At 62.5% G+C, this 25,035-nt stretch carries 23 protein-coding genes and 1 pseudogene; 11 read left to right on the forward strand and 13 right to left on the reverse strand.

All coding sequences use genetic code 11. The features are described from left to right. Positions 1–7: 7 nt before the first annotated feature. Together ACR0NB_RS05595 and ACR0NB_RS05600 are read right to left on the reverse strand one after the other, a co-directional pair. Positions 8–1,237, reverse strand: coding sequence for a sigma-54-dependent transcriptional regulator (locus tag ACR0NB_RS05595; protein ID WP_170338830.1), 1,230 nt, complete (start codon positions 1,235–1,237; stop codon positions 8–10). After that, positions 1,234–2,967 (reverse strand): sensor histidine kinase, encoded by a 1,734-nt coding sequence (locus tag ACR0NB_RS05600; protein WP_170389943.1) that lies wholly within the window; start codon positions 2,965–2,967, stop codon positions 1,234–1,236. The genes ACR0NB_RS05595 and ACR0NB_RS05600 overlap by 4 nt, the downstream gene beginning before the upstream one ends. A 47-nt stretch (positions 2,968–3,014) precedes the next feature. Here ACR0NB_RS05600 and ACR0NB_RS05605 point away from each other — a divergent pair, with 47 nt between their 5' ends. Further along, positions 3,015–4,196: a cytochrome P450 gene (locus ACR0NB_RS05605; RefSeq protein WP_480775626.1), complete on the forward strand. Its 1,182-nt coding sequence runs from the start codon at positions 3,015–3,017 to the stop codon at positions 4,194–4,196. Positions 4,197–4,203: 7 nt separating this feature from the next. On the opposite strand, the gene ACR0NB_RS05610 is transcribed toward ACR0NB_RS05605, so the two are convergent. After that, positions 4,204–4,683, reverse strand: coding sequence for an Lrp/AsnC family transcriptional regulator (locus tag ACR0NB_RS05610; protein ID WP_093961931.1), 480 nt, complete (start codon positions 4,681–4,683; stop codon positions 4,204–4,206). A gap of 174 nt (positions 4,684–4,857) precedes the next feature. Here ACR0NB_RS05610 and cobA point away from each other — a divergent pair. From cobA to infC, 7 genes and pseudogenes are all read left to right on the forward strand, one after another. Continuing rightward, positions 4,858–5,604 (forward strand): annotated as a pseudogene (cobA, locus tag ACR0NB_RS05615) (uroporphyrinogen-III C-methyltransferase); the annotation flags it as partial. After that, complete coding sequence (locus tag ACR0NB_RS05620; RefSeq protein ID WP_093961929.1) at positions 5,604–5,918, forward strand: DUF2849 domain-containing protein; 315 nt, start codon at positions 5,604–5,606, stop codon at positions 5,916–5,918. The pseudogene cobA and the gene ACR0NB_RS05620, both read left to right, overlap by 1 nt. 65 nt (positions 5,919–5,983) lie before the next feature. Next, positions 5,984–7,648 carry a nitrite/sulfite reductase gene (locus ACR0NB_RS05625; protein ID WP_480775132.1) on the forward strand — a complete coding sequence of 555 codons (1,665 nt, stop codon included), beginning with the start codon at positions 5,984–5,986 and terminating at the stop codon, positions 7,646–7,648. Then, positions 7,638–8,399, forward strand: coding sequence for a phosphoadenylyl-sulfate reductase (locus tag ACR0NB_RS05630; protein WP_480775133.1), 762 nt, complete (start codon positions 7,638–7,640; stop codon positions 8,397–8,399). The genes ACR0NB_RS05625 and ACR0NB_RS05630 overlap by 11 nt, the downstream gene beginning before the upstream one ends. Next, on the forward strand, positions 8,396–8,803 hold the full coding sequence (locus tag ACR0NB_RS05635) for a DUF934 domain-containing protein (protein WP_170437379.1): 408 nt from the start codon (positions 8,396–8,398) through the stop codon (positions 8,801–8,803). Before ACR0NB_RS05630 ends, ACR0NB_RS05635 begins: the two co-directional genes overlap by 4 nt. 88 nt (positions 8,804–8,891) lie before the next feature. Further along, entirely contained in the window at positions 8,892–9,725 is an 834-nt protein-coding gene (locus ACR0NB_RS05640) for a ferredoxin--NADP reductase (RefSeq protein ID WP_170339407.1), read from the forward strand. A gap of 245 nt (positions 9,726–9,970) precedes the next feature. After that, complete coding sequence (gene infC / locus ACR0NB_RS05645; RefSeq protein ID WP_260066269.1) at positions 9,971–10,432, forward strand: translation initiation factor IF-3; 462 nt, start codon at positions 9,971–9,973, stop codon at positions 10,430–10,432. Between the two features lie 79 nt (positions 10,433–10,511). Here infC and ACR0NB_RS05650 read toward each other — a convergent pair whose 3' ends face one another. Both ACR0NB_RS05650 and ACR0NB_RS05655 read right to left on the reverse strand, forming a co-directional pair. After that, positions 10,512–11,828 carry an aspartate aminotransferase family protein gene (locus ACR0NB_RS05650; protein WP_480775134.1) on the reverse strand — a complete coding sequence of 439 codons (1,317 nt, stop codon included), beginning with the start codon at positions 11,826–11,828 and terminating at the stop codon, positions 10,512–10,514. A 1-nt stretch (position 11,829) separates the two neighbouring features. Beyond that, complete coding sequence (locus ACR0NB_RS05655; RefSeq protein WP_170368376.1) at positions 11,830–12,591, reverse strand: beta-keto acid cleavage family enzyme; 762 nt, start codon at positions 12,589–12,591, stop codon at positions 11,830–11,832. A gap of 88 nt (positions 12,592–12,679) precedes the next feature. On the opposite strand from ACR0NB_RS05655, the gene ACR0NB_RS05660 reads away from it, so the two are divergent. After that, positions 12,680–13,582, forward strand: coding sequence for a MurR/RpiR family transcriptional regulator (locus ACR0NB_RS05660; RefSeq protein ID WP_170371152.1), 903 nt, complete (start codon positions 12,680–12,682; stop codon positions 13,580–13,582). Positions 13,583–13,626: 44 nt separating this feature from the next. Here ACR0NB_RS05660 and ACR0NB_RS05665 read toward each other — a convergent pair whose 3' ends face one another. The 5 genes from ACR0NB_RS05665 to ACR0NB_RS05685 form a co-directional block, all read right to left on the reverse strand. After that, complete coding sequence (locus ACR0NB_RS05665; RefSeq protein WP_480726584.1) at positions 13,627–14,418, reverse strand: FAD binding domain-containing protein; 792 nt, start codon at positions 14,416–14,418, stop codon at positions 13,627–13,629. Positions 14,419–14,518: 100 nt separating this feature from the next. Continuing rightward, a complete protein-coding gene (locus tag ACR0NB_RS05670) occupies positions 14,519–16,879 on the reverse strand; it encodes a xanthine dehydrogenase family protein molybdopterin-binding subunit (RefSeq protein WP_480775135.1) in 2,361 nt (786 codons plus the stop codon). A gap of 81 nt (positions 16,880–16,960) precedes the next feature. Next, positions 16,961–17,446 carry a (2Fe-2S)-binding protein gene (locus tag ACR0NB_RS05675; RefSeq protein WP_480775136.1) on the reverse strand — a complete coding sequence of 162 codons (486 nt, stop codon included), beginning with the start codon at positions 17,444–17,446 and terminating at the stop codon, positions 16,961–16,963. 148 nt (positions 17,447–17,594) lie between these two features. Beyond that, positions 17,595–18,599, reverse strand: a complete 1,005-nt coding sequence (locus ACR0NB_RS05680) for a molybdopterin-binding protein (RefSeq protein ID WP_480775137.1) — start codon at positions 18,597–18,599, stop codon at positions 17,595–17,597. After that, positions 18,596–19,564 carry an XdhC family protein gene (locus tag ACR0NB_RS05685; RefSeq protein ID WP_480775138.1) on the reverse strand — a complete coding sequence of 323 codons (969 nt, stop codon included), beginning with the start codon at positions 19,562–19,564 and terminating at the stop codon, positions 18,596–18,598. Before ACR0NB_RS05685 ends, ACR0NB_RS05680 begins: the two co-directional genes overlap by 4 nt. A 256-nt stretch (positions 19,565–19,820) precedes the next feature. Between ACR0NB_RS05685 and ACR0NB_RS05690 the strand changes: the two genes are divergently transcribed. Beyond that, positions 19,821–20,321, forward strand: a complete 501-nt coding sequence (locus ACR0NB_RS05690; RefSeq protein WP_170403401.1) for a hypothetical protein — start codon at positions 19,821–19,823, stop codon at positions 20,319–20,321. A 2-nt stretch (positions 20,322–20,323) separates the two neighbouring features. Here ACR0NB_RS05690 and ACR0NB_RS05695 read toward each other — a convergent pair whose 3' ends face one another. Together ACR0NB_RS05695 and ACR0NB_RS05700 are read right to left on the reverse strand one after the other, a co-directional pair. Beyond that, the gene (locus tag ACR0NB_RS05695; RefSeq protein ID WP_480775139.1) at positions 20,324–21,580 is read right to left on the reverse strand and encodes a vWA domain-containing protein; all 1,257 of its coding nucleotides are present in this window, start codon (positions 21,578–21,580) and stop codon (positions 20,324–20,326) included. A 37-nt stretch (positions 21,581–21,617) separates the two neighbouring features. Continuing rightward, a complete protein-coding gene (locus tag ACR0NB_RS05700; protein WP_222456584.1) occupies positions 21,618–22,526 on the reverse strand; it encodes an AAA family ATPase in 909 nt (302 codons plus the stop codon). 144 nt (positions 22,527–22,670) lie between these two features. Here ACR0NB_RS05700 and pyrC point away from each other — a divergent pair, with 144 nt between their 5' ends. After that, a complete protein-coding gene (gene pyrC, locus ACR0NB_RS05705) occupies positions 22,671–23,708 on the forward strand; it encodes a dihydroorotase (protein WP_222456583.1) in 1,038 nt (345 codons plus the stop codon). Here the strand turns inward: pyrC and ACR0NB_RS05710 are convergent. Next, positions 23,705–25,000 carry an MmgE/PrpD family protein gene (locus tag ACR0NB_RS05710; protein ID WP_480775140.1) on the reverse strand — a complete coding sequence of 432 codons (1,296 nt, stop codon included), beginning with the start codon at positions 24,998–25,000 and terminating at the stop codon, positions 23,705–23,707. The two genes, pyrC and ACR0NB_RS05710, sit on opposite strands and share 4 nt — an antisense overlap. Positions 25,001–25,035: the final 35 nt, after the last annotated feature.

The following is a 25,035-nucleotide window of genomic DNA, read 5'->3' on the forward strand; positions in this document are numbered from 1 at the left end:
TTCCGCGTCAGCGCCGATAGTCTTCAGGGCGTATGCCGTAGCGGGCCAATTTGTCGTAGAACGTCTTACGCGGCAGTTTCAGGGACTTGGCCGCATCCGACGCCCTTCCGTTGTGACGACCCAAGGCCGCAATCAGCAACGAGCGTTCAACGCGCGCCATCTGTTCGTTCAGCCCAAGATCGGCCGCGGCGGCAACATCCTCGGGCATCCCCAGAACAAAACGCATCGCAGCTGACATCAGTGAACGCGCGTTGCCGGGCCAGTCCCGTGCCATCAATGACGCCAAGTGTTCGGACGAGACATCAGGTACCGCGATCCCGGCCTGCTCGGCCGCCTGGGCGACGTAGTGGCGAAAGATCACCGGGATGTCCTCGGGGCGTTCAGCCAAAGACGGTACGCGCACCCGCATCACGTCCAACCGATAGAACAAATCTGCGTTGAACCGACCCTCGGCCGCCATCTCGGCCAGATCCGCGGTTGTTCCGGCGATGATGCGGACCCCGGGCCCGTTTTCGATCATCTCCAGGGCCGCATATTGCGTCGCCTCGGGCATGGCCGAGACTTCATCCAGAAACAACGATCCGGCTGCCGCATCCTTGCATATCGCCTGCAGGGCATCCGCTCCCAGACCTGACGCCGGGCGCTTGACGAACGGCCCCTGCGCGCGGGGTGACATCAAATGGATGACTTCGGCGACTTTCGAAATGCCGCTGCCGGGCGGTCCGGTGACCAGAACTTCGGCCTGAGTTGGGGCAACGCTGCGCACCCTGTTCCGCAAGGCATCAGCCTGCGGTGACAAACCGAACAACAAGCGGGCCGCAGGATCGCCCTTCTCCAGTTCGCGCTTGGCTGCCCGGTGGTCCAATACCTGACTGCGCGCGGCAAATGCACGGCTGAGAACCGCAAGCAGATCGGCGGCGGCGCAGGGCTTCTCAAGAAAGTCGAACGCGCCCTGCCCCATAGCCTGCACCGCCATCGGTATGTCGCCCTCGCCGGTCAGCAGAACGACCGGCAACTCCGAGTCGACCTCGCGGGCATAGGACAGAAGATGAAACCCATCCCGTCCCGGCATCCGAATATCCGAGACAATCACACCTGGGAAATCGTCCCGGATATGGTCTTTGGCAGCCACAAAGGATCCAGCGGGAATTACGGAATAGTCCGCAAGTTCCAGAGTCTGGGCCAGCGCCTCGCGCACGGCGGCGTCATCATCGACCAATAGAACCGTTCGGATCATGCCGCGGCTTCCTTCTCAAATGGTTCCAACTCGACGGTGAATTCTGCTCCGTCGGGCATGTTCGCGCCGCGTATCTCTCCTCCGAAACTCTGGACCAGACCGTATGAGATCGAAAGGCCAAGGCCCATTCCCTCGGATGAGCCAACGGTTTTGGTCGTGTAGAACGGCTCAAAAACGCGATCGGGATCCTGAATGCCCGGGCCGGTATCACGCACCGCGACCATCAACCGCTCGCCACGGGTCAGCGTGATCGTCAGGCTTCGGGTTTCGCGACCTGTCATCGCGTCGGCGGCATTGGTGATCAGATTGACGAAGACCTGCACCAGCCGCACCTCTCCACCCCAGGCAAAGACAGGTGCATTGGGCGGCTGCCAGATCAACGTGACCCCGTCCGAGCGCAACCGACCGTCAGTCAGTTCGACGGCCGTATTGAGCACCTGAACCAGATCGACCTTGCCCATCGGCTCGCTCTCATTGCGGGCAAAAGCGCGCAAGTTCTTGATAATGCGTGCCATACGGGCAGCCATGTCCGAGATTCGTCCCAGGTTTTCGCGGGCCTTTTCGGGCTTGCCCTGCGCCAGAAGGGCCGTGCCATTGTCGGCGTATTGCCGGATCGCCATCAGCGGCTGATTCAATTCGTGGCTGATGCCCGCCGACATTTTCCCCAGAGCGCTCAGCTTGCCGGCCTGAACCAGATCGTCCTGCGCGCGTTTCAACGCCGCTTCGGCCTCTTGCCGCTCGGCCACCTCGCGGCGCAGAGCCACGTTGGCGGCCGTCAACGCGCGGGTCCGCTGGGCCACCCGGCTCTCCAGCACCGAATTGGCTTCGGCCAACGTACGCCTCCGCTCGGTCGCCAAAAACAGCAACGCGCCAAAGGCTAGGCAGATCGCCGCGACCGCGGCAGCCTGCAGTCCGGCCAGCCGTCGTGCCGGCGTCACATCCATCAAGACTTCGCCGGTCATTCCGATTACCGGCAGATCGCGGGTCAGGTGCAGGGCACGATCCGGAAGGTACGGGCTCCAGCCGATCGACCATAGTTCGTGCGGGCCCATGCGCGTAGACGAAAACGCGCCCGGCTTGCCATCAGCAGGCTGCAAGCCGATCTGGCCCGGCGGACGTTGCCAGAACAGCAGTTCGGACCGGTTGGAAATGAAGACCGTGCCAGCACGATCCACGAAGAACACCGCCTCGGTACTGCCGCGCCACGTGCTTTCAACGTCTTCGACATCCGCGATGACCATCAGGGCACCGGTTACCTGACCATCTTTGGAAAACGCAGGCGCCGCATAGGAATAGATCCGGTTTCCAGTGTCGCGCAAAACCCCGTGCGAACTGCCAAGAGCGCCGTGTAGCGCGCGTTGAAACGCGGGCTGATCGGCCATGTTGCCGTTCACCACGTCCCGCGCAGCGGCCAGAACGCGCCCGGTCTTGTCCGCATAAAGTACATCCACAGCCGAGGTCTTGTCCGCGACCTCCAGCAGAAGCGCCTGCGCCGCCCGCCGCCGGTCGCTGGTGTCCAACGCCCGCAGTGCGGGATGCTCGGCCATCAGCACCGCAAGTTCCTGATAGACCTGCAACTGAGTGCTCAGACGATCCGACGCCAACTCCAGATCGGCCTCGGCCTTCTCGCTAAGCTGAGAGAGCGCCTGCCGGTACCCATAAGACCAGACGGCTGCCGACAACAGCGCGACCGCGAACAGGAAACCAATCGTGACCCAAACTCTTTGCATGAAACAGGGTCTTGCATTCACAGCGCCGCATGGCAAGTCTGCGCCGCATGAAGACCGTGCACCAATCTCCGACCGAGCCCGAATTTGTTCAAAACCCCTACCCTTTCTATCGGGCAGCGCGCGATCAGGGTGACCTGGTGTACTGGCAGGACTACGACATGCCCGCGGCGATGTCTCACGCGGCGGTTCAGGCGCTTTTGCGCGATCGGCGTTTCGGACGCGAAGTACCGTCAGAGATGGCCACAAAAGGCCCCGATCACCTTGCGCCGTGGCTGACGGTCGAAGCGCATTCGCTGCTCGAAGCCGAACCTCCGCGCCATACCCGCCTACGCGCTCTGGTTCTGCGCGCCTTTACCTCGCGGGCAATCGGAGCGCTCGCACCGGACATCGAAAGGCTGTGTCACAACCTGATCGACGCGTTCCCCGATGCTCCATTCGACATTCTGGATGCCTATTGCACGCAGGTTCCTGTGATCACGATCTGCCGGTTGCTGGGTGTACCCGAAAGCATGGCACCGCAGTTGTTGCAGTGGTCCCACGCCATGGTCGCCATGTATCAGGCCAGTCGCACCCGCGAGACCGAAGATCAGGCAGCACAGGCCGCCGCCGAGTTCTCGGCATTTCTGAACGACTACGTCTCTCACCGCCGATCCGAACCGAAAGATGATCTGATCACCCGTTTGATCACGGCAGAAGAAGACGGCGAGAAACTGTCACGCGACGAGTTGATCGCTACCTGCATCCTATTGTTGAACGCCGGCCATGAGGCAACCGTTCATTCGCTGGGCAACGGCGTCAAAACACTTTTGGAGTCCGGAACCACCCCTGATGCCCTGAGCCCGGACACAATCGACATGACGGTCGAGGAGATCCTGCGCTTCGACCCGCCGCTACATATGTTCACGCGCTATGCCTATGAGGACGTCGAGGTTTTTGGCAATCAGTTTGCCCGCGGCGATCAGGTGGCGTTGATGCTTGGGGCCGCCAACCGTGACCCGGACGTCTGGACCGACCCGGACAACTTTGACCCCACCCGCAGCATTCAGGCCAACACGAGCTTTGGCGGTGGTTTGCATTTCTGCGTCGGCGCCCCGCTGGCCCGGCTGGAAATGCGGATTGCTCTGCCGATTCTTTTTGACCGCTGTCCGGGCCTGCGACTGGCCGAATCCCCGGAATATGCCAACACGTACCATTTCCACGGGCTGACACGACTTTTGGTCCAAGCCTGAGCGTCGATCAGGTGTCGGCCAGGGCGTTCAGGGGCAGCATGGTGGTCGACTTGATTTCTTCCATCGACAACAGCGCGGTGACGTTGTGCACGCGCACCTCCGAGATCAGCGCCTGGTAAAAAGCATCGTAGGCCCGTGCGTTCCTGACCCGAACTTTCAGAATGTAGTCGATGTCGCCAGCCAGGCGGTGCGCCTCTTGAACTTCGGGACGATCACGCAGGGCCTGCAGGAACTTGCGTTGCCAGTCCGCCTCATGCTCGGAGGTTCGTATCAGAACAAAGAACGTCGCCTCGAAACCCAGCGCCTCTGCGTCCAGCAGAACGGTCTGTTGACCGATGATTCCGGCCCCCTTCATCTTGCGGATCCGATTCCAAACGGGTGTCTTTGAACTGCCCACTTTGGCCGCGATTTCGTCCAGCGATTGACTGGCGTCTCGCTGCAGCTCGGCCAGAATTTTCCGATCCGTGTCGTCTATTCGAACCGACATTCCAATTTTCCTTCCGAATGAAAACCCATGTTCCGCCTGCCGCGCATTTCAGAACGCCTGTCCTTATTTGATCGGCAATATGGCATCTGGACGGGAATATTTCCTATATTGAGGGCCAAGTCAAACAACAGCCAGGGCTACCCAATGAAGGCCACGCAGACAAAAGGACAAACGGGACAGGTCGACTTTGTCGGCGCAGGACCCGGTGATCCTGAATTGCTGACTCTCAAGGCCCTGTCCGCATTCCAGCGGGCCGACGTTGTTTTGCATGATCGCCTGATCAGCCCAGAGGTTTTGCAATTGGCCGGCCAGAACGCCCGGCTGGTCGACGTGGGCAAGGCCGGCTTTGGTCCGTCCTGGGAGCAGAGTGACATCAACGCATTGCTGGTTGACTACGCACTCAAGGGACAGCGGGTCGTTCGCCTCAAATCCGGTGACGCGACCCTCTTCGGCCGGCTGGACGAAGAGATCGATGCGCTGGACGCCGCCGGTATCCCGTGGACGATCGTTCCTGGCATTACGGCTGCCTCGGCGGCGGTGGCCGGAATTGGCCAAAGCCTGACCCGACGCGGCCGAAACTCCTCGGTCCGGTTTCTGACCGGGCACGACATGGAGGGCTTTGCCGATCACGACTGGGCTGCGCTGGCCCGTCCGGGGTCGGTTGCAGCCATCTACATGGGCAAGAAATCCGCCCGCTTCATTCAAGGACGCCTGATCATGCACGGCGCCGATCGCGCCACGCCGGTCACGTTGGTCGAAAATGCCTCGCGACCTGATCAGCGCGTTGTCGCCACGACGCTGGATCAACTGCCTGCAGACCTCGCCGCTGCCGGCCTCGACGGCCCTGCACTCACATTCTATGGCCTGGCCCCGCGCGACGCGGCCAAAGCCGTCACCGAATTCAACAAGGAGCTTGCCTGATGGCCCGCGCTTTTACCCCCAAAGTCGTTACCGCAAATGACCTGCTGGAAGGCGACGTGATCTATCTGACCGCCGATGACCGTTGGTCGCGCGATCTGCGCGAGGCCGAACTGATCACCGACGAAGCGCACGCTCAGCTGCGTCTTCTGGATGCCCAGAAGCAAGTCGACAAGATCGTAGGTGCCTATCTCGCCGATGTCGTTGCAGGCGAAAACGGTCCTGAACCCACCCATTTTCGGGAAGACTTCCGCCGGACTGGTCCGTCCAACTATGCCCACGGCAAACAGGAATCTTCCCCGCAGCCCCGGGTCTGACCTCAGGCCCCTCTCTCCCCGTAAAAAGGCCCCGGATCCGGGGCTGCAACAAAGGACAGCCAAAGATGTACCGCTACTCCGAGTTTGACAAAGCATTCCTGGCCGAGCGCAACGCACAGTTCCGCGCCCAGGTCGAACGCCGCATCAACGGCTCGCTGACCGAGGACGAGTTCAAGCCCCTGCGCCTGATGAACGGCCTGTATCTGCAACTGCACGCCTACATGCTGCGGGTTGCGATCCCCTATGGCACGCTCAACAGCGCCCAGATGCGCCAACTGGCCCTGCTGGCCGAAAAGTGGGACAAGGGCTACGGCCATTTCACCACGCGCCAGAACATCCAGTACAACTGGCCCAAGCTGCGCGACGTGCCCGACATACTGGACGCGCTGGCCGAGGTCGGCCTGCATGCGATCCAAACCAGCGGCAACACCATCCGCAACGTGACCGCCGACCATTTCTCCGGTGCTGCCGCGGATGAGGTCGCCGACCCGCGCCCCTATGCCGAGCTGCTGCGCCAGTGGTCCACCGACCACCCGGAATTTCAGTTCATGCCGCGCAAGTTCAAGATCGCCATCACCGGGTCCGAGCATGACCGCGCCGTGATCAAGGCCCATGACATCGGTCTGCAACTGGTCGAGCGCGACGGCTTTCTGGGCGCCCGCGTTCTGGTCGGCGGCGGTCTGGGCCGCACGCCGATGATCGGCAAGGAGCTGTCTGATTTCGTCGCCTTTGACGACCTTCTGGCCTATCTGGAGGCCACCGTTTCGGTCTGGAACCAGATCGGCCGGCGGGACAACAAGTACAAGGCGCGCATCAAGATCACCGTGCATGAACACGGCATCGACGCGATCCGCGCCAAGGTCAACGAACGCTTCCTGCAGGTCCGCCCGCAGTTCAAGGGCGCCGACATGGCGCTGCTGGATCAGATCAAGGCGCATTTCGCCCCGCCCGCCTTCCGCGAAGGCTCAGTCGCGGCATTCGAGAGCGCCTATTCGAACGACCCGGTATTCCGCTCGTGGATCGACACCAACATCGCGCCGCACAAGCAGGCGGATCACGCGATCGTCACGATCTCGATCAAGAAGCACGGCCAGACGCCGGGTGATGCAACCGCCGAGCAGATGCGCGTGATGGCCGATCTGGCCGAGCAATACGCCTATGACGAACTGCGCATCAGCCACGAGCAGAATGTGATCCTGCCGCATGTCCACAAATCGGACCTGCCCGCGATCCATGCCAAGCTGAAAGAGCACAGCCTGGCCACCGCGAATATCGGTCTGATCAGCGACATCATCGCCTGCCCCGGCATGGACTATTGCGCGCTGGCGACGGCCCGCTCGATCCCGGTGGCGCAGCAGATCGCGACCCGGTTCGACGAGCTGAAGCTGGAGCACGACATCGGCCACCTGAAGATCAAGATCTCGGGCTGCATCAACGCCTGCGGGCATCACCACGTGGGTCACATCGGCATCCTGGGCTTGGATCGCGCGGGCGTCGAGAACTACCAGATCACGCTGGGCGGAGACGCCACCGAAACGGCCGCCATCGGCGACCGCACCGGTCCGGGCTTTGCCTATGACGAGATCGTGCCCGCGGTCGAACGGATCGTGGAAACTTATCTGGAACAGCGCGCAAGCGCCGAGGAGACCTTTTTGGAAACCTACCGCCGTGTTGGAATGGCGCCGTTCAAGGCGGCCCTCTACCCCGAGGCGCGGGCCAATGCCGCTTGACCTGATCCAGGCGGAACTGGGCCGGGAACGACGCGAACTGACCGAAAAGGTCGAGGCGCTAAACGCCCGGTTTCGCCACCACAGCGCACATGACGTCATGCATGGTGCGCTTGAGGAGGCGGGCAACCTGGCGCTGGTCTCCAGCTTTGGTGCCGAGTCGGTGGTGTTGCTGCACATGGCTGCCGTGGTCGACAAGGCCACGCCGGTCCTGTTCATCGACACGATGATGCTGTTTACCGAGACGCTGGAATATCAACATGAGGTCAGCGAGCGTCTGGGTCTGAAGAACGTCCAGATCATCCGCGCGGATGATGAGGATATTCAGCACGAAGACCCCTATGGCGCACTGCGGCTGCGCGACATGGATGCCTGCTGCAACCTGCGCAAGACCTTCCCTTTGCAGCGGGCCTTGGCGGGCTATGAAGGCTGGATTACCGGGCGCAAGCGGTTCCAATCCGGTACCCGCGCCGCGCTCGAGTTCTTCGAGGTCGAGGACGGCACCGGCCGGATCAAGGTGAACCCTCTGGCGCATTGGGCGCCTCAGGACGTGCGCGCCTACATGGAAGAAAACCGCCTGCCCCGGCATCCGTTGGTGGCAAAGGGCTATCCCTCGATCGGCTGTGCGCCCTGCACCTCGCCGGTGAAGGATGGCGAAGATCCCCGCGCCGGACGCTGGCGCGATCAGAACAAGGAAGAATGCGGCATCCATTTCGTCGACGGCAAAATGGTACGCAGCGGAGAGAAAACATGAACGTGATCGTGAATGACCGGGGCTTTGCCCCTGATGATTGGACCGACGGATTTGTCACCCTTGAGGATGCCGCAAACGATGTGATCGCACTGGACGTCACCTCGGATACGGACCCCGACGAATTGTTCGAACGGCTTGGAAACACGCGCATGGTGCGCGTCGACTTTCCGTCCTTTGCCGATGGCCGAGGCTTTACCATTGCCCGTACGCTGCGCCTGAAGGGCTATGAAGGCCGCCTGCGCGCTAAAGGACACGTGTTGGCCGACCAATACGCGATGGCTAGGCGCAGCGGCTTCGATGAAGTCGAGATTGACGCAGACCTTGCCGCCCGCCAGCCCGAGGACCAATGGCTGGCCCGCGCCAACTGGCAGGACCACGATTATCAGGCCCGCCTGCGCGGCTGACGCGACGATCGGGGCAATCTGCCCCCTTTTCCTGACCTGGATCAAAGCTTAAACGGAGATGCCGGTTTAACAGACCGGTAGTGAAACGATGACAGAGATGAAGCCCGTGACCGAAGCAACCGCCGTGAAGGCCCCCGTCCTGCCGGACGCCCAGACCGTTCTGGAAGTGAAACACTGGACCGACCGCCTGTTTTCGTTCAAGGTCACGCGTCCGCAATCGCTGCGCTTCCGCTCGGGCGAATTCGTTATGATCGGCCTTTTGGGCGACAATGGAAAACCGTTGCTGCGCGCCTATTCGATCGCGTCGCCGTCGTGGGACGAGGAACTGGAATTCTATTCGATCAAAGTTCAGGACGGCCCGCTGACCTCGAAACTGCAGCACATCCAGCCCGGCGATCAGATCATTCTGCGGCCCAAACCGGTGGGGACGCTGGTGCATGATGCCCTGCTGCCGGGCAAGCGTCTGTGGTTCTTTGCCACCGGAACCGGGTTTGCCCCCTTTGCCTCGCTGCTGCGCGAGCCGCAGACCTACGAGGATTACGACGAGGTCATCATCACCCACACCTGCCGCGAAGTGGCGGAACTGGAATATGGCCGCCAGCTGATCGAGAACATCCGCAAGGACGAGTTGCTGGCCGAACTGATCGGCGAAGGTTTCGCCGACAAGATCCGCTATTACCCGACCACCACCCGCGAACAGAGCCCCAAGATGGGCCGGATCACCGACCTGCTGAAGGACGGAACTGTCTTCAAGGATCTGGGCATCGAGGGCGGCATCAAGCCCGAGACCGACCGCGCCATGGTCTGCGGCAGCCTGGCCTTCAACCACGACATCAAGGCCATTCTTGAAGAATTCGGCCTGCGCGAGGGTGCGAACTCGGACCCCAAGGAATTCGTGATCGAAAAAGCCTTTGTCGGCTGAGCCGAGATCCGGGCCGGCGAACGCCCGTTCCGCCGGCCCGAGCACCGCGTCGACACGTGCGAATTTCGTGTCATAGCACCTATATGGCGCTTGAAAGAACCTTCGTCTCAGTTTAAGTTCCCGGCTCGGAAATCGGCAATTATCAAAGGAATGAACCCATAGCCCGCAGACCTCACAACGCGCCGCCACAACGTGATACCGGCCCGCGCGTCAATGAAAAGATCCGTGCCCCCGAAATTCGCCTGATCGGCGCCGAAGGTGAGAATGTCGGGGTGGTTCATCCCGCCAAGGCCATGCAGATGGCAGCCGATGCCGGTCTTGATCTGGTCGAGATCTCGCCCAACGCGAATCCACCGGTCTGCAAGATCATGGACTTTGGCAAGTTCAAGTACGAGCAGCAGAAACGCGAAAGCGAAGCCCGCAAGAAACAGAAGATCATCGAGGTGAAAGAGGTCAAGTTCCGGCCCAACACCGATACGCATGATTACGACGTCAAGATGCGGAACGTTTTCAAGTTTCTCGAGAATGGCGACAAGGTCAAAGTGACCCTGCGCTTCCGCGGCCGGGAAATGGCGCACCAGAACCTGGGACGCGAACTGCTTGAGCGCGTGGCGGAAGACGTCAAGGAAATCGGCAAGATCGAAAACATGCCGAAGATGGAAGGCCGCCAGATGATCATGATGATCGGACCGCTTCCCCAGAAGTGACGGCACTTGGATCCGAGTGACCAAAGCTCCCTCGTTCGAGGGAGCTTTTTTATTTGCGGGTCAAGGTTAGGACGGCGTGTCAGATTGCTTTGGAAATCGCAACCGACAACTTGTCCACCAGTTCGTCCAACTGCGGCTCTTCGATGATGAATGGCGGGGCTAGAAGCACATGGTCGCCTCTTCTGCCGTCGCGTGTTCCGGACATCGGATAGCAGATCAACCCCGCTTCGACGGCGGCTTTCTTGATCTTGGCCGCCACCCCCCGGGCCGGGTCAAACGGTTCGCGCGTATCTCTGTCAGCCACCAGTTCGATGCCTCGGAACAGGCCGCGACCACGGATGTCCCCGACATTGGGATGCTGGCCAAAGGCCGCTTCGAGTTTGGCTTGCAGTTTGTCACCCATGTTGCGGGCACGGGCCGGCAAATCGCGCGAGGTAAGTTCTGTCACAACAGCGAGGGCTGCAGCCGTGGCCACCGGGTGTCCGACATAGGTATGGCCGTGCTGGAAGAAGCCCGAGCCATTTCGGATGGCGTCATAAATCCGATCCGTGCACAGCGTGGCACCGATGGGTTGATAGCCAGCCCCCAAGCCTTTGGCGACGCAAAGAATATCCGGCGTCACCCCATCGTGGTCGCAGGCAAACAGATGGCCGGTTCGGCCCATGCCGCACATGACCTCGTCCAGGATCAACAACACGCCGTATTGATCACAGATTTCGCGGATCCGCTTGAAATACCCCTCGACCGCGGGGACGGCGCCCAACGTGGCCCCGACCACCGGTTCCGCCATAAACGCCATCACGGTCTCGGGCCCCAGCCGCTGGATCTCCACCTCAAGCTCGTTCGCCACGCGTTGGCCATAGCCATAGCTGCTCTCGCCTTCGGGCTTTTCGGCGTATTCGTAGCAGGGCGCGATATGGCTCATCTCGATCAGCATTGGTGCGAATTGGACTCGTCGCCATGCATTTCCGCCCGCTGAAAGCGCGCCCAGCGTATTGCCATGATAGCTCTGCCGCCGTGCGATAACCCGAGACCGCTCGGGCTGCCCGATTTCAAGGAAGTACTGGCGCGCCAGCTTGATCGCGGCCTCGGTCGCCTCGGACCCGCCGGACACGAAATAGACCCGGTCCAACGATCCGGGCGCGTGCTGGATCAGCAGATCTGCCAGGGCTTCGGCTGGTTCCGAGGTCATGAAACCAGTATGGGCAAAAGCGATCTTCTGAACCTGCTCCTGTACCGCGTGGATCACTGCCGGGTTTGAATGTCCCAGGCACGACACGGCCGCATCCCCACAGTCGAGATACCGTTTGCCCTGCGCGTCGATCAAATAACACCCATCACCGCCGACAGCGACCGGCAATTCCGCCTTGGTGTGGCGCGGAAAAACATGGCTCATATCATTGTCCTTTCAGCAAAGCGATCAAAACCGCAACCGAGGCCGCGTTGTCCGTCCATCGGGTTCCATCCGAGTTCGTCAGGCTGTTCTCAAAACCGACCCTGACATCGCCGCCACGAGCGGCCGCAGCGGCCAGACAGGCGTGTTCCAGACGCCCGAACGCACAAACCATCCAAGGCGTACGAGCAGCGGGAAAGGCCTCGAGGTCCGCCGGTTGGGATTCCTGCCCGGTGGCATAGCGTCCCAGCACCAGCAAGCGGTCTTCCTGCTCGCGCCGGACGATCCCATCCGACTGCCATCGCTCCAACAGATCCGCATCCGTCGAATCGTAGAGGATATGCTGCACCCGAGTTCCCTGTTCCGCACACAGCGCATAGACCCGCGGGGCCAGATCGGGCGCGCGCGCAATTTCGCGAACCGAGATCGAGGCCCATTTCGGGGCCACCTGCTGCAGGCACTCCAACTGCGCAGAAACGTCAAAGATACCGGTGGCCTCGGTCGTGATCTGAACATCCATCGTTGGCACGGTTCGGGCAAGCTCGGCCATAGCCTCCCGATAGCGCCCTGCATCCAGAGAATGCGCGCCCTGCCCATCCCTGACATGCAGGTGCAACCCGTTTGCCCCGGCCGCGTGGCAGGCAATGGCCGTCTCCACAATCTCACCGGTCGAAACCGGCAAGGCGGGGTGATCCGCATGACTGCGTCGCGCACCGTTCGGTGCGACCAAAACATACGGAAGCGACGAAGCCTGTGTGTCAGACATTGAATCATCCTATCGGTTTCTTGCGTGCTTAGCTCGTGTGAGGATGTTTTTCCCTTGTAATAATCATAACATTTGTTTTTCTCCCATCATGACACCCTCAACCCACCACCTGATGGATCGGCTGCGCCGAGAGATCGACCATTTGCCGGCCCAATTGCAGGCCGCAACAAAATACATCATCGACCATCCGGGCGATTTCGGAATCGACTCCATCCGCGTGTCTGCCGAAAAGATCGGCGTCAGCACAAACGTGATCGTTCGGCTGGCGCAGCATCTTGGTTTTGATGGCTTCGAAGCCTTTCGCCGCCCTTTCCGCAGGGATCTAGTGACAGACAGCGAAGACCGCCTCAGCCGGGATTGGCTGACCCAGTTGAATGCCGGCGATGCCTTTGCGTCGGCACAGGCCAGTTATGCCCGCAACGAAATGAACGTAGTGTCACGTTCGTTGCGCCAGCTGGATCCGGTCAAGGTCAGATCCGCAGTCACCCTGATGTCCGATGCTCCCCAGTGCTTGGTCACCGCAACCCGCGCAAGCTATGCCTTGGCCTATTACTTCCACTACGCCGGACGTATGGCCCACCCGGGAATGCAATTGATCCCAAGGCATATGGGATCGGCCATCGACGACCTTCTGAGCGCGGGCGAAACCGACTGCCTGTTCGCAATCACCGTTCATCCCTATTCGGCCGACACGATACGTGCCATCCGGTTTGCCCGGGAAAAGGGTATGCGCGTTATACTGCTGGCCGACAGCGATGTCATTGCTCCGGGGGTCGAGGCGGACGTGAGGCTGACCGTCAGCACCCGATCACAGCACCAGTTCTCCAGCTTCTCCGGAGCGATGGCCGTTCTCGAGGTTCTTCTAAGCCACCTTTTCGCAGTCAAGGGCGACGCGGCTTATCACCGGGTTCAGGACTATCAGAAAGCGCGCGAGGATGCCGGAGCCTACTGGCAGCCCAAAAGGCTTCCGCGTGTCGCGAAAAAGAAATAGGCCCCGGAACACGTCCGGGGCCCAAAGCAGTCACCGCGACCGCGTTACATGCAGGCTTGAACCGCCCGCCGGGTCATGACACCCACCAAGTGCGCGCGGTAGTCTTTGCTGCCGTGCAGATCTCCGATCATGTTCATCGGGTTGACCCGAAGATCCATAAGGGCATCGGGCCGGAATTCCTTGCTCAGCGCCTGCTCGGCTTCGCTCCAACGGAACACGCCGTCTTCGCTGGCTCCGGTCACGGCAACGCGCACCCCGTCCGCGAAGCGGGCAAGGAAAACACCCACCAGCGCAAAGCGCGAGGCAGGCTGCAGAAACTTCTGGTAACTCGCTGCCTGCGGTACCGGGAACCGGACCGTCGTGATCAGCTCGCCCTCGTCCAGCGCTGTCGTGAACATGCCCTGAAAGAAGTCATCCGCGGCGATTTCGCGCGCATTCGTACGAATGGTCGCGCCTGACCCCAATGCAGCTGCGGGGTAGCAGGCCGCCGGATCGTTGTTGGCCAGTGACCCGCCTATCGTGCCTCTGTTGCGAACGGCAGGATCACCGATATGCCCCGCCAGATCAGCCAGCGCGGGATACTTGCCCGCAACTTCTGCTGCTACCGTGGCATGCGTGGTCGCCGCTCCAATCGAAATCGACCCATCATCTTCGATGCAGACGCCCTTCAACTCGGGAATGGCACCCAGGTTCACCAGCGTCGCGGGTGAGGCCAGTCTTTGCTTCATCGTCGGGATCAGGGTCTGACCGCCCCCCAACGCCTGTGCATCCTCTCCCGCCAACGCGGCAACCGCATCAGCAATGGTCGAGGGGTTCTTGAACTCGAAATTGTACATTTCGCTTTTCCTTTCCGAAAGGCGCGGAACCGCCCTTCAACTGGCATTTGATTGACCAGGAAGCGCGAGGGGCTGGCCCCTCGCACACCAACCTCTCCACTCAGCTGTTCATCGCCGCCCAAACACGCGACGGGCTGACCGGCATATCGATGTGGTCCACCGCCTTGCCGCCCGATTGCAGCGCATCGATCACGGCATTGACCACCGCAGGCGGCGATCCAATCGCCCCGGCCTCGCCGCAGCCCTTCACGCCCAGCGGGTTGTGCGTGCATGGCGTCTGGCTGGAATGATCGACGGTATAGAACGGCACGTCATCGGCCCGCGGCATGGCATAGTCCATGAAGGACGCGCTCAGCAGCTGGCCGTTTTCGTCATAGACGCAGTTCTCCAGCAAGGCCTGACCGATCCCCTGTCCGATGCCGCCATGCACCTGACCGTCAACGATCATCGGGTTGATGATGTTGCCGAAATCATCCGCCGCGGTGAACCGTTCGATGGTCACCTGTCCGGTCTCGGGGTCAACTTCGACCTCGCAGGCATAGGCGCCGGCCGGGAAGGTAAAGTTGGCCGGATCATAGAACGCAGTCTCTTCCAGGCCCGGCTCGACCTCCAGCGGGAAGTTGTGCGGAACATAGGCCGTCAGGGTCACATCGCCCCAGGCCACCGACTTGTCGGTGCCGGCCACGGTGAACTGGCCATCCTTCAGCTCGATATCGGCCTCGGACGCCTCCAGCAGGTGCGCCGCGATCTTCTTGGCCTTGTCGATCACCTTCTCGGTCGCCTTGACCATCGCCGATCCACAGACCGCCAGCGAGCGCGAGCCATAGGTGCCCATGCCGAACGGGATCTTCGAGGTATCGCCGTGCACGATTTCAACCATCGACTCGTCGATGCCGATCATGTCGGCCACGACCTGCGGAAAGGCCGTCTCGTGCCCCTGCCCGTGGCTGTGCGCCCCGACCATGACGCTGATAGAGCCGGTGGCGTTCACCCGCACGGTTGCGGCGTCATACAGGCCCGCACGCGCACCCAGCATCCCCACGATGTTCGAGGGCGCGATGCCGCAGGCCTCGATATAGCAGTTCACGCCCAGGCCGCGCAGCTTGCCCCGCGCCTCGCTTTCGGCGCGACGTGCCGGGAAGCCGGCGAAATCGGCGGCCTGTTCCAGCTTGTCCATGGTGCCGTTGTAGTCGCCGGTGTCATAGGTCAGCGCCACCGGCGTGTCATAGGGGAACTGCGTGATGAAGTTCTGCCGCCGCAGCGCCACCGGATCGACACCCAGCTCGCGCGCGGCTTTGTCGATCACGCGCTCCAGCTGATAGGTCGCCTCGGGGCGGCCTGCACCGCGATAGGCATCCACTGGCACGGTGTTGGTGAACATCGCCCGCACATTCACCTGAATGACCGGCGTCTTGTAGTTGCCCGCCATCAGCGTCCCGTGCAGCCAGGTCGGCACCGAGCTGGAAAACGTCGACAGATACGCGCCCAGATTGGCAAAAGTATTTGTCCGCAACCCGACAAAATTGTTGTCGGCATCCAGCGCCAGCTCGATCTTGCTGACATGGTCGCGTCCCTGTGCATCCGACATGAACGCCTCGGACCTGCTGGCCGTCCACTTGACCGGGCGGTTGCAGGCCTTGGCGGCGAAGGTGCAGAACGCCTCTTCTGCGTAGTGGAAGATCTTGGTGCCAAAACCGCCACCCACATCCGGAGCCACGACGCGGACCTTGTGCTCGGGCAAGCCCAGCACGAAGGCACACATCAGCAGTCGGATCACATGCGGGTTCTGCGAGGTGGTATAGAGCGTGTATTCATCCGTGCCCCGGCTGTATTCCGCCACGGCCACGCGCGGCTCCATCGGGTTGGCGACCAGACGGTTGTTCACCAGTTCCAAGGTGGTGACATGCGCCGCATTGGCGAACACCTCGTTCACCTTGGCATCGTCGGCCTCGCCCAGCTGCCAGTCATAGCAGATGTTGTTTTTCAGATCGTCATGGACTAGCGGCGCGCCCTCTTCGGCGGCGGCTTTCATGTCCAGAACGGCGGGCAGTTCCTCGATGTCGACGTCGATGGCCTCGGCCGCGTCGCGGGCCTGTTCCAGGCTGTCGGCCACGACGGCCGCGATCGGGTCGCCCACATGGCGCACCTTGCCTTGCGCAAGGATCGGGTGCGGCGGTTCCTGCATGGGCGCGCCGTGCTTGTCGGTGACCTCCCAACCGCAGGGCATGCCGCCCACGCCTTCGAAATCCTTGCCGGTAAACACCCGGACTATGCCGGGCATGGACTCGGCGGCGGACGTGTCGATGCTTTTGATCCGGCCATGCGCGATGTCGGATCGCAGAAAATACACATAGGCCTGACCGCGGATATTGATGTCGTCGGTGTAATTGCCCGCTCCGGTCAAAAAGCGCACGTCCTCGCGGCGCTTGGAACTGGCTCCGATGCCACTGTCTTTGGGCATTGCTTGTTCTCCTCCCATAAACGGATGCTTGGGCGCATCCCTGTCAACCCACGGGCGCTTTCAGTCACGCCCGCAGCGGCATCACTCGGCGGCGATGTGGCTCACGTCCTGGCCGGACGCGGCCATGATCGCCTTGACGATGTTGTGGTACCCGGTGCAGCGGCACAGGTTGCCTTCCAGGTATTTGCGGATTTCGGCCTCGGTCGGGCGCGGGTTTTCCTTCAGCAGGGCCGCCGCCGACATCACCATGCCGGGCGTGCAGAAACCGCATTGCAGGCCGTGATGATCCTGGAACGCCTGCTGGATCACGTTCAGCGATCCGTCCGGGTCGGACTGCCCCTCGATGGTGCCGACATCTGCCCCGTCGGCTTCGAGCGCCAGCATGTTGCAGGACTTGACCGCCGCGCCGTTCACATGAACCACGCAGGCGCCGCATTGGGCCGTGTCACAGCCCACATGGGTACCGGTCAGCGACAGGTGATCGCGCAGAAAGCTGGACAGCAGCGTCCGGCCCTCGACATCACCGCTCACGGTCTTTCCGTTCACGGTCATTGAGACCTGTGTCATAAGTTCCTCCCATTTTCGTATTTATCCTTGGCCCGAGTTAAACATGGGAAAAGTCGTTTGAGAACAAAAAACTTGGCCGTTTCCAACCCGTCCCTTGGGAGACAACTGCCAACATGTATTGCAGGTCGCCAGTGGGGCGAAACTGCCGTTACGTCACTTTGCGTTTCGCCCGGGGTTGCGGACGGGTCGGGATTTCCTTGAGCAGACCACCGACGCCCATCGCCGCGATATCGGCACCCGTGATCGGGATCCCGCAGGCCACCCGCGACAGCACCCAGTCGGCCCCGTTCAACGCGGGCGAGCGTGCGCATCCCGGTAAACCGATGACCGGCCGCTTGCCCAAAGCCCCGAGAAACAACAGGTTGCCCGGATCAACCGGCATACCGAAACGGTCCACCTGCCCTCCCGCGCGCCGAACGGCCTGCGGCGCCACGTCCTCGAAATCGGATGTGGCCGAGCCGGTCAGGATCATGACGATTTCGGTGTTCATCCGCGACAATGCCTGCGCCAGAGCGTCGACCGCGTGCGGAACGATCTGCACGTCTTCCAGGCTCAGACCCAGGGCCTCGACCCGGCCGCGCATCGCGGCGATGCCTTTGTCGTTGGGCGGCCCGCCGGGGATGTCGGTCACCACCAACCCGGCGCTGCCAAACTTCGGCGTAGCGAGGCGAATGGCCCCCCTGGCCAGCTCGGCCGCACGCTGAACGTCCGCCAGCGGCACCGCGTAGGAAATGACCTTGATCGTGGCAACCATGCCACCCGCACCCATCTGCTGATGCTGAGGAACGGTGGCCACCGTGATCATCGGGTTGACCTGATTGAACGCCAGAAGAGCCTCAACGCCCAGAAAAGCTACGCCCGCGTGATCCGCAATCAGGTTGACACGCCCCGTGAACGGCTCGGTCACGCGCAAGTTGGCCCGCTTCGGATCCGGGGTCAGTGCCGCAGCCAAATGGCGCGCGGCCTCGTCCTCGTGACAGTCGCCGGGTTCCAGCCGCGCGACCACCACCTCGGACACGCCCGCCTCGGCCAACAGGGCGACATGCGTATCGTCCAGCATCATTCCCTTGCGCAGCTTTTTCGTGCCAGCCATGACCGAATGCGCAAGGATCGCGCCCTTCGCGTCCGCAACCGGTATAGGGCCGAACCTCATGCCTTGCCCCGCAGCACGGCTGTCATCTGCGCGATGATCGCAACGGCAATCTCGGCCGGTCCGGCCGCGCCGATATCCAGACCGATCGGCCCGTGGATGCGCTGCAGCTGCTCCGCCGAGAAGCCTGCCTCGGTCATCCGCTGCACCCGTTTGGCATGGGTGCGCGACGACCCAAGCGCGCCGATGTAGAACACGTCCGAGTCCAGCGCAGCCTGCAGGGCCGGATCATCCAGCTTGGGGTCGTGGGTCAGCAGAACCATCGCCGTGCGCGAATCCAGACCGATGCTAGCCACGGCCTCGTCCGGCCAGTCGGTCAGCAGCTTTTCACCGGGAAAACGGGATTTGGACGCAAACGCCTCGCGCGGATCGATGATGATCGGGTCATAGCCCGCGATCCGCGCCATCGGGACCAGCGCCTGCGCGATATGGACCGCGCCCACCACGATCAACCGCAGCGGCGGGTTGTGCACGGCCACGAAGGTCCGACCATCTTCTTCGAACCCCGAGCGATCCATGCGCAGCCGGTCCGCATAGGCGTTGCGCCGCAGCGCGCGGTGGCCGGTTTCGACATTGACCTCATAGGCCACGGGCTCGCGCCGCGCCCGCGCCGCCACCAGTTCGGCCAGCATCGGTTCGGGCAGGACCGAGCCCACCGGCTCGACCAGAACTCGGATCGTGCCGCCGCAGGCCAGCCCGACGGCAAAGGCATTCTCGTCGCTGACCCCGAATTCCAACAGGCGCGCTTCGCCTTCTTCGATGGCTTCAAGCGCCTCGACGATCACCGCGCCTTCGACACAGCCGCCCGAGACCGAGCCTTCGATTCGACCATCACCGGCAATGACCAACTGGGCCCCCACCCGCCGAGGTGCGCTGCCCCAGGTTTCAACGACCGTCGCCAAAACCGCGCCGCGACCTTCGCGAACCCACGCCAATGCCGTTTCCGGACTGTTGTCAAATCTGTCCATCGGACCCTCCCGCGGTGGTTCGCATCAACATAAGCAGGATTGACGCGATGAAAAGCAAGGAGCACGTTCTCTGGTGGATTATCTCGGACACCGACCCCGCCAACTTGGTTCTTCATGTGACGCAGAAGGCAGGTTTCGGCCGAAGTCCGCGACAGACAATCAAACATTTGATTGTTTTTCGGACGCCGACTAGCCTGCGGTCAGGCCCGACTTGCGGCCGAATTGACGCAAGAGATTTCGTAAAGGAGACAATGTCTTGAAACAGATATTTACACTAACCATCGGCGCAGCGGCATTGATTGCAGGCAACGCCTGGGCCGACACTTTCGAACGCTACGGAGAGGTCGAGGGCTGGAAGGTCTTTGTCGACAAGGACAAGAAGTCATGCCTGATCGAAGCGGTCGATGATGCCGAGAACGTGGTGCAGATGGGTCTGACCGAAGACCGCAGCGTTGGATATGTCGGTGTCTTTACCAAGGCGGAAACCGACATCAAGCGCGGAGACAAGGAGGCCGTCGCGATCCTGCTGGGCGACAACCTGTATGTCGGCGAGGCAACCGGAATGAAAGGCAACATCACCAAGGGGTATTCGGGCGGCTATGTCCTGTCGGACGACCCGCAATTCGCCGACGACCTGGCCAAGCAAAAGGTCATGGCGGTGTTTCCCGAGAAGTCCTTTGGCTTCACCGTCGATCTGACCGGCACCTACAAGGCCATGGAAATGGCGCGCGAGTGCAACGAAAAGCAGCTGCAGTGACGTCAGCCTGAAAGCGCGGCCAACAACCGCGCTTTCTCTCCCTGGTCGTCGGGTCGTGAAATCACGGCGGCCAGATCCTCAAGCGATGCAACCGAATGACCGGCGCGAAAGCTGTCCACATGCGGCAGCATGGTGGCGACGCCCTGCGCCTTGGGTGCGAACCCGTCCCAGCGCAGCAGTGGGTTCAGCCAGATCAGCCGCCGAGCCGACAGATGCAGGCGTTCAATCTCTTTTTCCAGCAGACCAGGGTCACCCCGTTCCAACCCGTCGGTGATCAGCAGCACGACAGCCCCCTGCCCCATCACCCGGCGCGACCAGTCGCGGTTGAACTGGTGCAGGCATTCGCCGATGCGCGTGCCGCCCTCCCAATCCTGCGCCTCGGCCCCGGCGGCGGCCAGCGCCGCATCGACGTCGCGCTGATGCAGGTGTCGCGTGATGTTCGTCAGTCGCGTGCCGAAGGTGAACGCATGCACCTTGGCCCAGCCGGCCCCCTTGGCGTTCGAGACCGTGTGCAGGAAGTGCAGGATGATCCGACTGTACTGGCTCATCGACCCCGAGATGTCACACAGCGCGATCAAGTTGGGCCAGCGCGGTTTCGGTTTGACCAGTGCGATCTGGTGCATCTCGCCGCCCTGACGCATGGCCGCGCGCAAGGTGCGCGCCCGGTCGATCCGCTGGCCCAGATGGCTGGCCTGACCCCGGCGCGAGGCGATCGGGTCCACAGGCAGTTGCAACCGCGCCAGAATGCGCTTGGCCTGCGCGGTTTCCGCGGTGCTCATCTGTTCGAAATCCAGCGACCGCAGCCGTTCCTCGGACGAGGCGGTCTGCGTGGCGTCAATCTCGATTTCGCTTTCGCCTTCTTGCTCGGCGCCTTTTGGTTCGTCCCGCTCGACCCCGTCCAGAAGGGCCTCAGCCGCGCGTTTTTCGCCCGCCTCGGCCATGCGTTCCTCCTGAACGCCGCGAATGGCCGGCAGCATCATCGACATCATGTGCTCAAGATACCGCGGATCGCGCCAGTACAGGCGGAAGATTTGGGCGAACACGGTGCGATGCTCGGGCCGGTTCACGAAACAGGCGTGCAGAGTCCAGTAGAAATCCTGCTTGCGGGTAAAGCCCGCCGCCTGCACCGCTCGGATGGCGTCAACCACGCGGCCGGGGCCGATCGGCAGCCCGGCCTTGCGCAAGGCGCGCGCGAAATGGGTGATGTTCTGCGCCAGTTTCGGATCGGCCGGAAATTCCAACGGAAGCTGTTCGGCCATCGCTAGGCCCCCGGAGTGTTTTGGTGCCGCGAGGACATCAGACCGGTTCGAGCGTGGCTTTGGCCTGATCCAGAATGCGCTTGGCCTCGGAGCCCTGCAATTTCTGGATGTCGTCCTGGTATTTTAGGATCGCGCCCAGCGTGTCGCCGATCACCTCGGGGCTGAGGTTGATCACGTCCAGTGCCAGCAGGCACTTCGCCCAGTCAATGGTCTCGGCCACGCCGGGTTTCTTGAACAGGTCCTCGGTGCGCAGATGCTGGACAAAGGCCACAACCTCGCGGCTCAGCGCCTCGGCGGCCTCGGGCGCGCGGGAGTGCAGGATTTCCAACTCGCGGTCGAAATCGGGGTAATCGACCCAGTGGTAAAGGCAGCGGCGCTTGAGCGCGTCATGCACCTCGCGCGTGCGGTTCGACGTGACGATGACGATGGGCGGTTCGGGCGCCTTGATCGTGCCGATCTCGGGGATGGTTACTTGGAAGTCGCTCAGCGCCTCCAGCAGGAAGGCCTCGAACGGTTCGTCGGTGCGGTCCAGTTCGTCGATCAGCAGCACCGGCGGGCCAGCCGGGTCGGGCTCCATCGCCTCGAGCAGCGGGCGGCGGATCAGAAAGTCGCCGCTGAACAGTTCCTCCTGCAGGCCTTTCCGGTCGGACCCGCCGACCGCCTCGGCGGTGCGGATGGCCACCATCTGCGCGGGAAAGTTCCATTCATAGACGGCCGAGGACGCATCGAGCCCCTCATAGCATTGCAGCCGGATCAGGCGGCGGCCAAGTCCAGAGGCCAGGGCCTTGGCGATCTCGGTCTTGCCGACGCCCGCTTCGCCCTCCAGAAACAGCGGCCGGCCCAGTCTCAGCGACAGGAACACGACGGTGGCCAAGGCGCGGCCACAGACATAGCCCTGTTCGCCCAGCATCTTCTGAACGGCATCGATGGAATCTGGCTGGCTCATGTGTCTCAATCTCCCTTGGCACAACAGGTCATGGCTGCCGCTGCGCGTCAAGACCGTGATCTTTCCGGGACTTGCGGCAATCTGGTCGCCTGGCAAGGTTTGTTGTCGCTTTCCCGTGCGGCCAGCCTGTGCTAGCCCGGCGCCATGACCGATACTCTGACGCTCCGCCGCCCCGATGACTGGCACCTGCATCTGCGCGATGGCGCCATGCTGCAGGCCGTCCTGCCCGAAACCGCCCGCCATTTCGCGCGGGCCATCATCATGCCCAATCTTGTGCCCCCGGTGGTCACCGGCGCGCAGGCCGCGTCCTATCGCGACCGTATCCTGGCCGCCCTGCCCGAAGGCATGAGCTTTGAGCCGTTGATGACCCTGTACCTGACCGAGGATACCGACCCCAACGACATGGCCGCGGCCCATGCCAGCGGTCTGGTCAAGGCGGTCAAGCTGTACCCGGCAGGGGCCACGACCAACTCGGCCTCGGGCGTGCGGGATTTCGACAAGGTGCGCCCCGTGTTGGACCGGATGGCCGAGATCGGCCTGCCGCTCTGCGTACACGGCGAGGTCACCGATGCCGAGATCGACATCTTCGACCGCGAGGCGGTGTTCATCGACCGCGTTCTGGACCCGATCCGCAAGGCCACGCCGGGCCTGCGCGTGGTGATGGAGCATATCACCACCCGTGACGGCGTGGAGTATGTGCGCGCGAACGAAACCGACCTGGGCGCAACGATCACTGCGCATCACCTGATCATCAACCGAAACCACATCCTGGTTGGCGGGATCAAGCCGCACTACTACTGCCTGCCCGTCGCCAAACGCGAAGAGCACCGCAAGGCTCTGGTCGATGCCGCGACCTCGGGCGACGAACGGTTCTTTCTGGGCACTGACAGCGCCCCGCATACGGATGCCAACAAGGAAATGGCCTGCGGCTGCGCGGGATGTTTCACTGCGACCAACACCATGTCACTGGTGGCCGAGGTCTTTGACCGCGCGGGTGCGCTGGACAAATTGGAAGGGTTCACCTCGGTCAACGGGCCAAGGTTCTACCGGCTGCCCGTCAACGATCAGACCATCACCCTGCGGAAGGGCGAACCGGTCAGCTACCCCGACAAGATCGAAACGCGCGATGGCCCGGTCACCGTGTTCGACCCCGGCTTCCCCCTGCACTGGCGCGTCGTCTAGTCAACCAGTCGTTTTGCCAGATCCGCTGCGCGCCCTCCGGTGCGCAGCATCGACCAGATCGCATCCGCCTCGTCCGCGCCGATCAGTTTGGCGGCCTTGTCACAGACCCGGTCCTCACGTTCGGAAATCGAGATCGGCGCGGCCAGATCGTAAGTCGCTTCGCGCCGCGCCCCGTCCCGCCGCAGCAGCGCCAGGCGGGCCTCGGTCTCGGACAGCGTTTCGTCCGCTTCGACCGTGATCCGGTCGCGCAGCGATTGCAGGCGCGGATCGGCGCAGACCTTGTCCGTGTAGCTTTCAGGCAGGGCCGTTTCGTATCCCAGCGCCTGCATGGCGATCACCGTCCGATAGGAAAACTTGGCGCCCAGCCCGGTTGTCGGCGCGGTCTGATTGCAGACGCTCATCCAACGCGGATGGGTGCGGATTTTGATCTCGGCCACCTCGGGTTCGGCGATGTCCAGATCCCGCGCCGCCTCGAGCGCGGCGTGCAGCCCGTGGCAGCAAGCGTGGAACTTGTGGCTGACGCTTTCGAACAGCCACTCATCCCCAAGCCCCGACAGCGCTGTGGCTGTGTCATCGGCACCGTGATGCGTCGCGCCAAACCCGAACGGCCCGGTCAGGGCATCGGGATTGGGAACGAACCCCCGCTGCACCAGCAGCGCGGCCTCGACCCCGACCGAAGCCGCCTGCCCCGCATTGTAGGGCTTGCCCATGGTGCCAAACTGCACCTTGAGGCCCGCCGCCCGGGTCGCGGTCAGCCCCAGAACCCGGCGCATGGCCGCCGGATCGCATCCCAGCAGGCGGGCGGCCGCCACGGCCGCTCCGAACGCGCCAGCCGTTGCGGTCTGGTGAAACCCCACCTGATAGTGTCCCCGCCCCAGCCACAGGCCGACACGGACGGACAGTTCCATCCCCACCAATGCCGCCTCGAGCAAATCAACGATGGGCTGGTCCTGCCACTCGGCCACGGCCAACGCGGCCGGAAACACCGCAACCGACGGGTGACCGATATGGGCGAAATGCGTGTCGTCATAGTCCAGCGCGTGCGACACCGTGCCGTTGACCAAAGCCGCCGCGCGCATTGGCGCGGCCCCGCCGCCGAACAGGGTGGCCTGTCCGGCCCCGCCTTCGTCCAGCACCATCCCTCGCAGGATGCGAGAGACCGGTTCGTTGACGCCTGCGCGCCCGACCGCCAGCCAGTCGAGCGCGGACAAAGACGTGACGATCCGCGCCTGCGCGGTTGTCTTGACCGGGCCTGCGGCGAATTCGGAAAGAGTGCGTGTGAATTCAGTCATGCGGCGCAGTCTAACGTGCACCCGCGCCGGGTAAA

It is taken from the genome of Ruegeria sp. CG3 (assembly GCF_056537205.1).

What these genes read in the sequence shown, in the direction of transcription:
- ACR0NB_RS05595 (WP_170338830.1), bottom strand. Translation starts at nt 1,237, where the DNA reads ATGATCCGAACGGTTCTATTGGTCGATGATGACGCCGCCGTGCGCGAG.
- ACR0NB_RS05600 (WP_170389943.1), bottom strand. Translation starts at nt 2,967, where the DNA reads ATGCAAAGAGTTTGGGTCACGATTGGTTTCCTGTTCGCGGTCGCGCTG.
- ACR0NB_RS05605 (WP_480775626.1), top strand. Translation starts at nt 3,015, where the DNA reads ATGAAGACCGTGCACCAATCTCCGACCGAGCCCGAATTTGTTCAAAAC.
- ACR0NB_RS05610 (WP_093961931.1), bottom strand. Translation starts at nt 4,683, where the DNA reads ATGTCGGTTCGAATAGACGACACGGATCGGAAAATTCTGGCCGAGCTG.
- ACR0NB_RS05620 (WP_093961929.1), top strand. Translation starts at nt 5,604, where the DNA reads ATGGCCCGCGCTTTTACCCCCAAAGTCGTTACCGCAAATGACCTGCTG.
- ACR0NB_RS05625 (WP_480775132.1), top strand. Translation starts at nt 5,984, where the DNA reads ATGTACCGCTACTCCGAGTTTGACAAAGCATTCCTGGCCGAGCGCAAC.
- ACR0NB_RS05630 (WP_480775133.1), top strand. Translation starts at nt 7,638, where the DNA reads ATGCCGCTTGACCTGATCCAGGCGGAACTGGGCCGGGAACGACGCGAA.
- ACR0NB_RS05635 (WP_170437379.1), top strand. Translation starts at nt 8,396, where the DNA reads ATGAACGTGATCGTGAATGACCGGGGCTTTGCCCCTGATGATTGGACC.
- ACR0NB_RS05640 (WP_170339407.1), top strand. Translation starts at nt 8,892, where the DNA reads ATGACAGAGATGAAGCCCGTGACCGAAGCAACCGCCGTGAAGGCCCCC.
- ACR0NB_RS05650 (WP_480775134.1), bottom strand. Translation starts at nt 11,828, where the DNA reads ATGAGCCATGTTTTTCCGCGCCACACCAAGGCGGAATTGCCGGTCGCT.
- ACR0NB_RS05655 (WP_170368376.1), bottom strand. Translation starts at nt 12,591, where the DNA reads ATGTCTGACACACAGGCTTCGTCGCTTCCGTATGTTTTGGTCGCACCG.
- ACR0NB_RS05660 (WP_170371152.1), top strand. Translation starts at nt 12,680, where the DNA reads ATGACACCCTCAACCCACCACCTGATGGATCGGCTGCGCCGAGAGATC.
- ACR0NB_RS05665 (WP_480726584.1), bottom strand. Translation starts at nt 14,418, where the DNA reads ATGTACAATTTCGAGTTCAAGAACCCCTCGACCATTGCTGATGCGGTT.
- ACR0NB_RS05670 (WP_480775135.1), bottom strand. Translation starts at nt 16,879, where the DNA reads ATGCCCAAAGACAGTGGCATCGGAGCCAGTTCCAAGCGCCGCGAGGAC.
- ACR0NB_RS05675 (WP_480775136.1), bottom strand. Translation starts at nt 17,446, where the DNA reads ATGACACAGGTCTCAATGACCGTGAACGGAAAGACCGTGAGCGGTGAT.
- ACR0NB_RS05680 (WP_480775137.1), bottom strand. Translation starts at nt 18,599, where the DNA reads ATGAGGTTCGGCCCTATACCGGTTGCGGACGCGAAGGGCGCGATCCTT.
- ACR0NB_RS05685 (WP_480775138.1), bottom strand. Translation starts at nt 19,564, where the DNA reads ATGGACAGATTTGACAACAGTCCGGAAACGGCATTGGCGTGGGTTCGC.
- ACR0NB_RS05695 (WP_480775139.1), bottom strand. Translation starts at nt 21,580, where the DNA reads ATGGCCGAACAGCTTCCGTTGGAATTTCCGGCCGATCCGAAACTGGCG.
- ACR0NB_RS05700 (WP_222456584.1), bottom strand. Translation starts at nt 22,526, where the DNA reads ATGAGCCAGCCAGATTCCATCGATGCCGTTCAGAAGATGCTGGGCGAA.
- pyrC (WP_222456583.1), top strand. Translation starts at nt 22,671, where the DNA reads ATGACCGATACTCTGACGCTCCGCCGCCCCGATGACTGGCACCTGCAT.
- ACR0NB_RS05710 (WP_480775140.1), bottom strand. Translation starts at nt 25,000, where the DNA reads ATGACTGAATTCACACGCACTCTTTCCGAATTCGCCGCAGGCCCGGTC.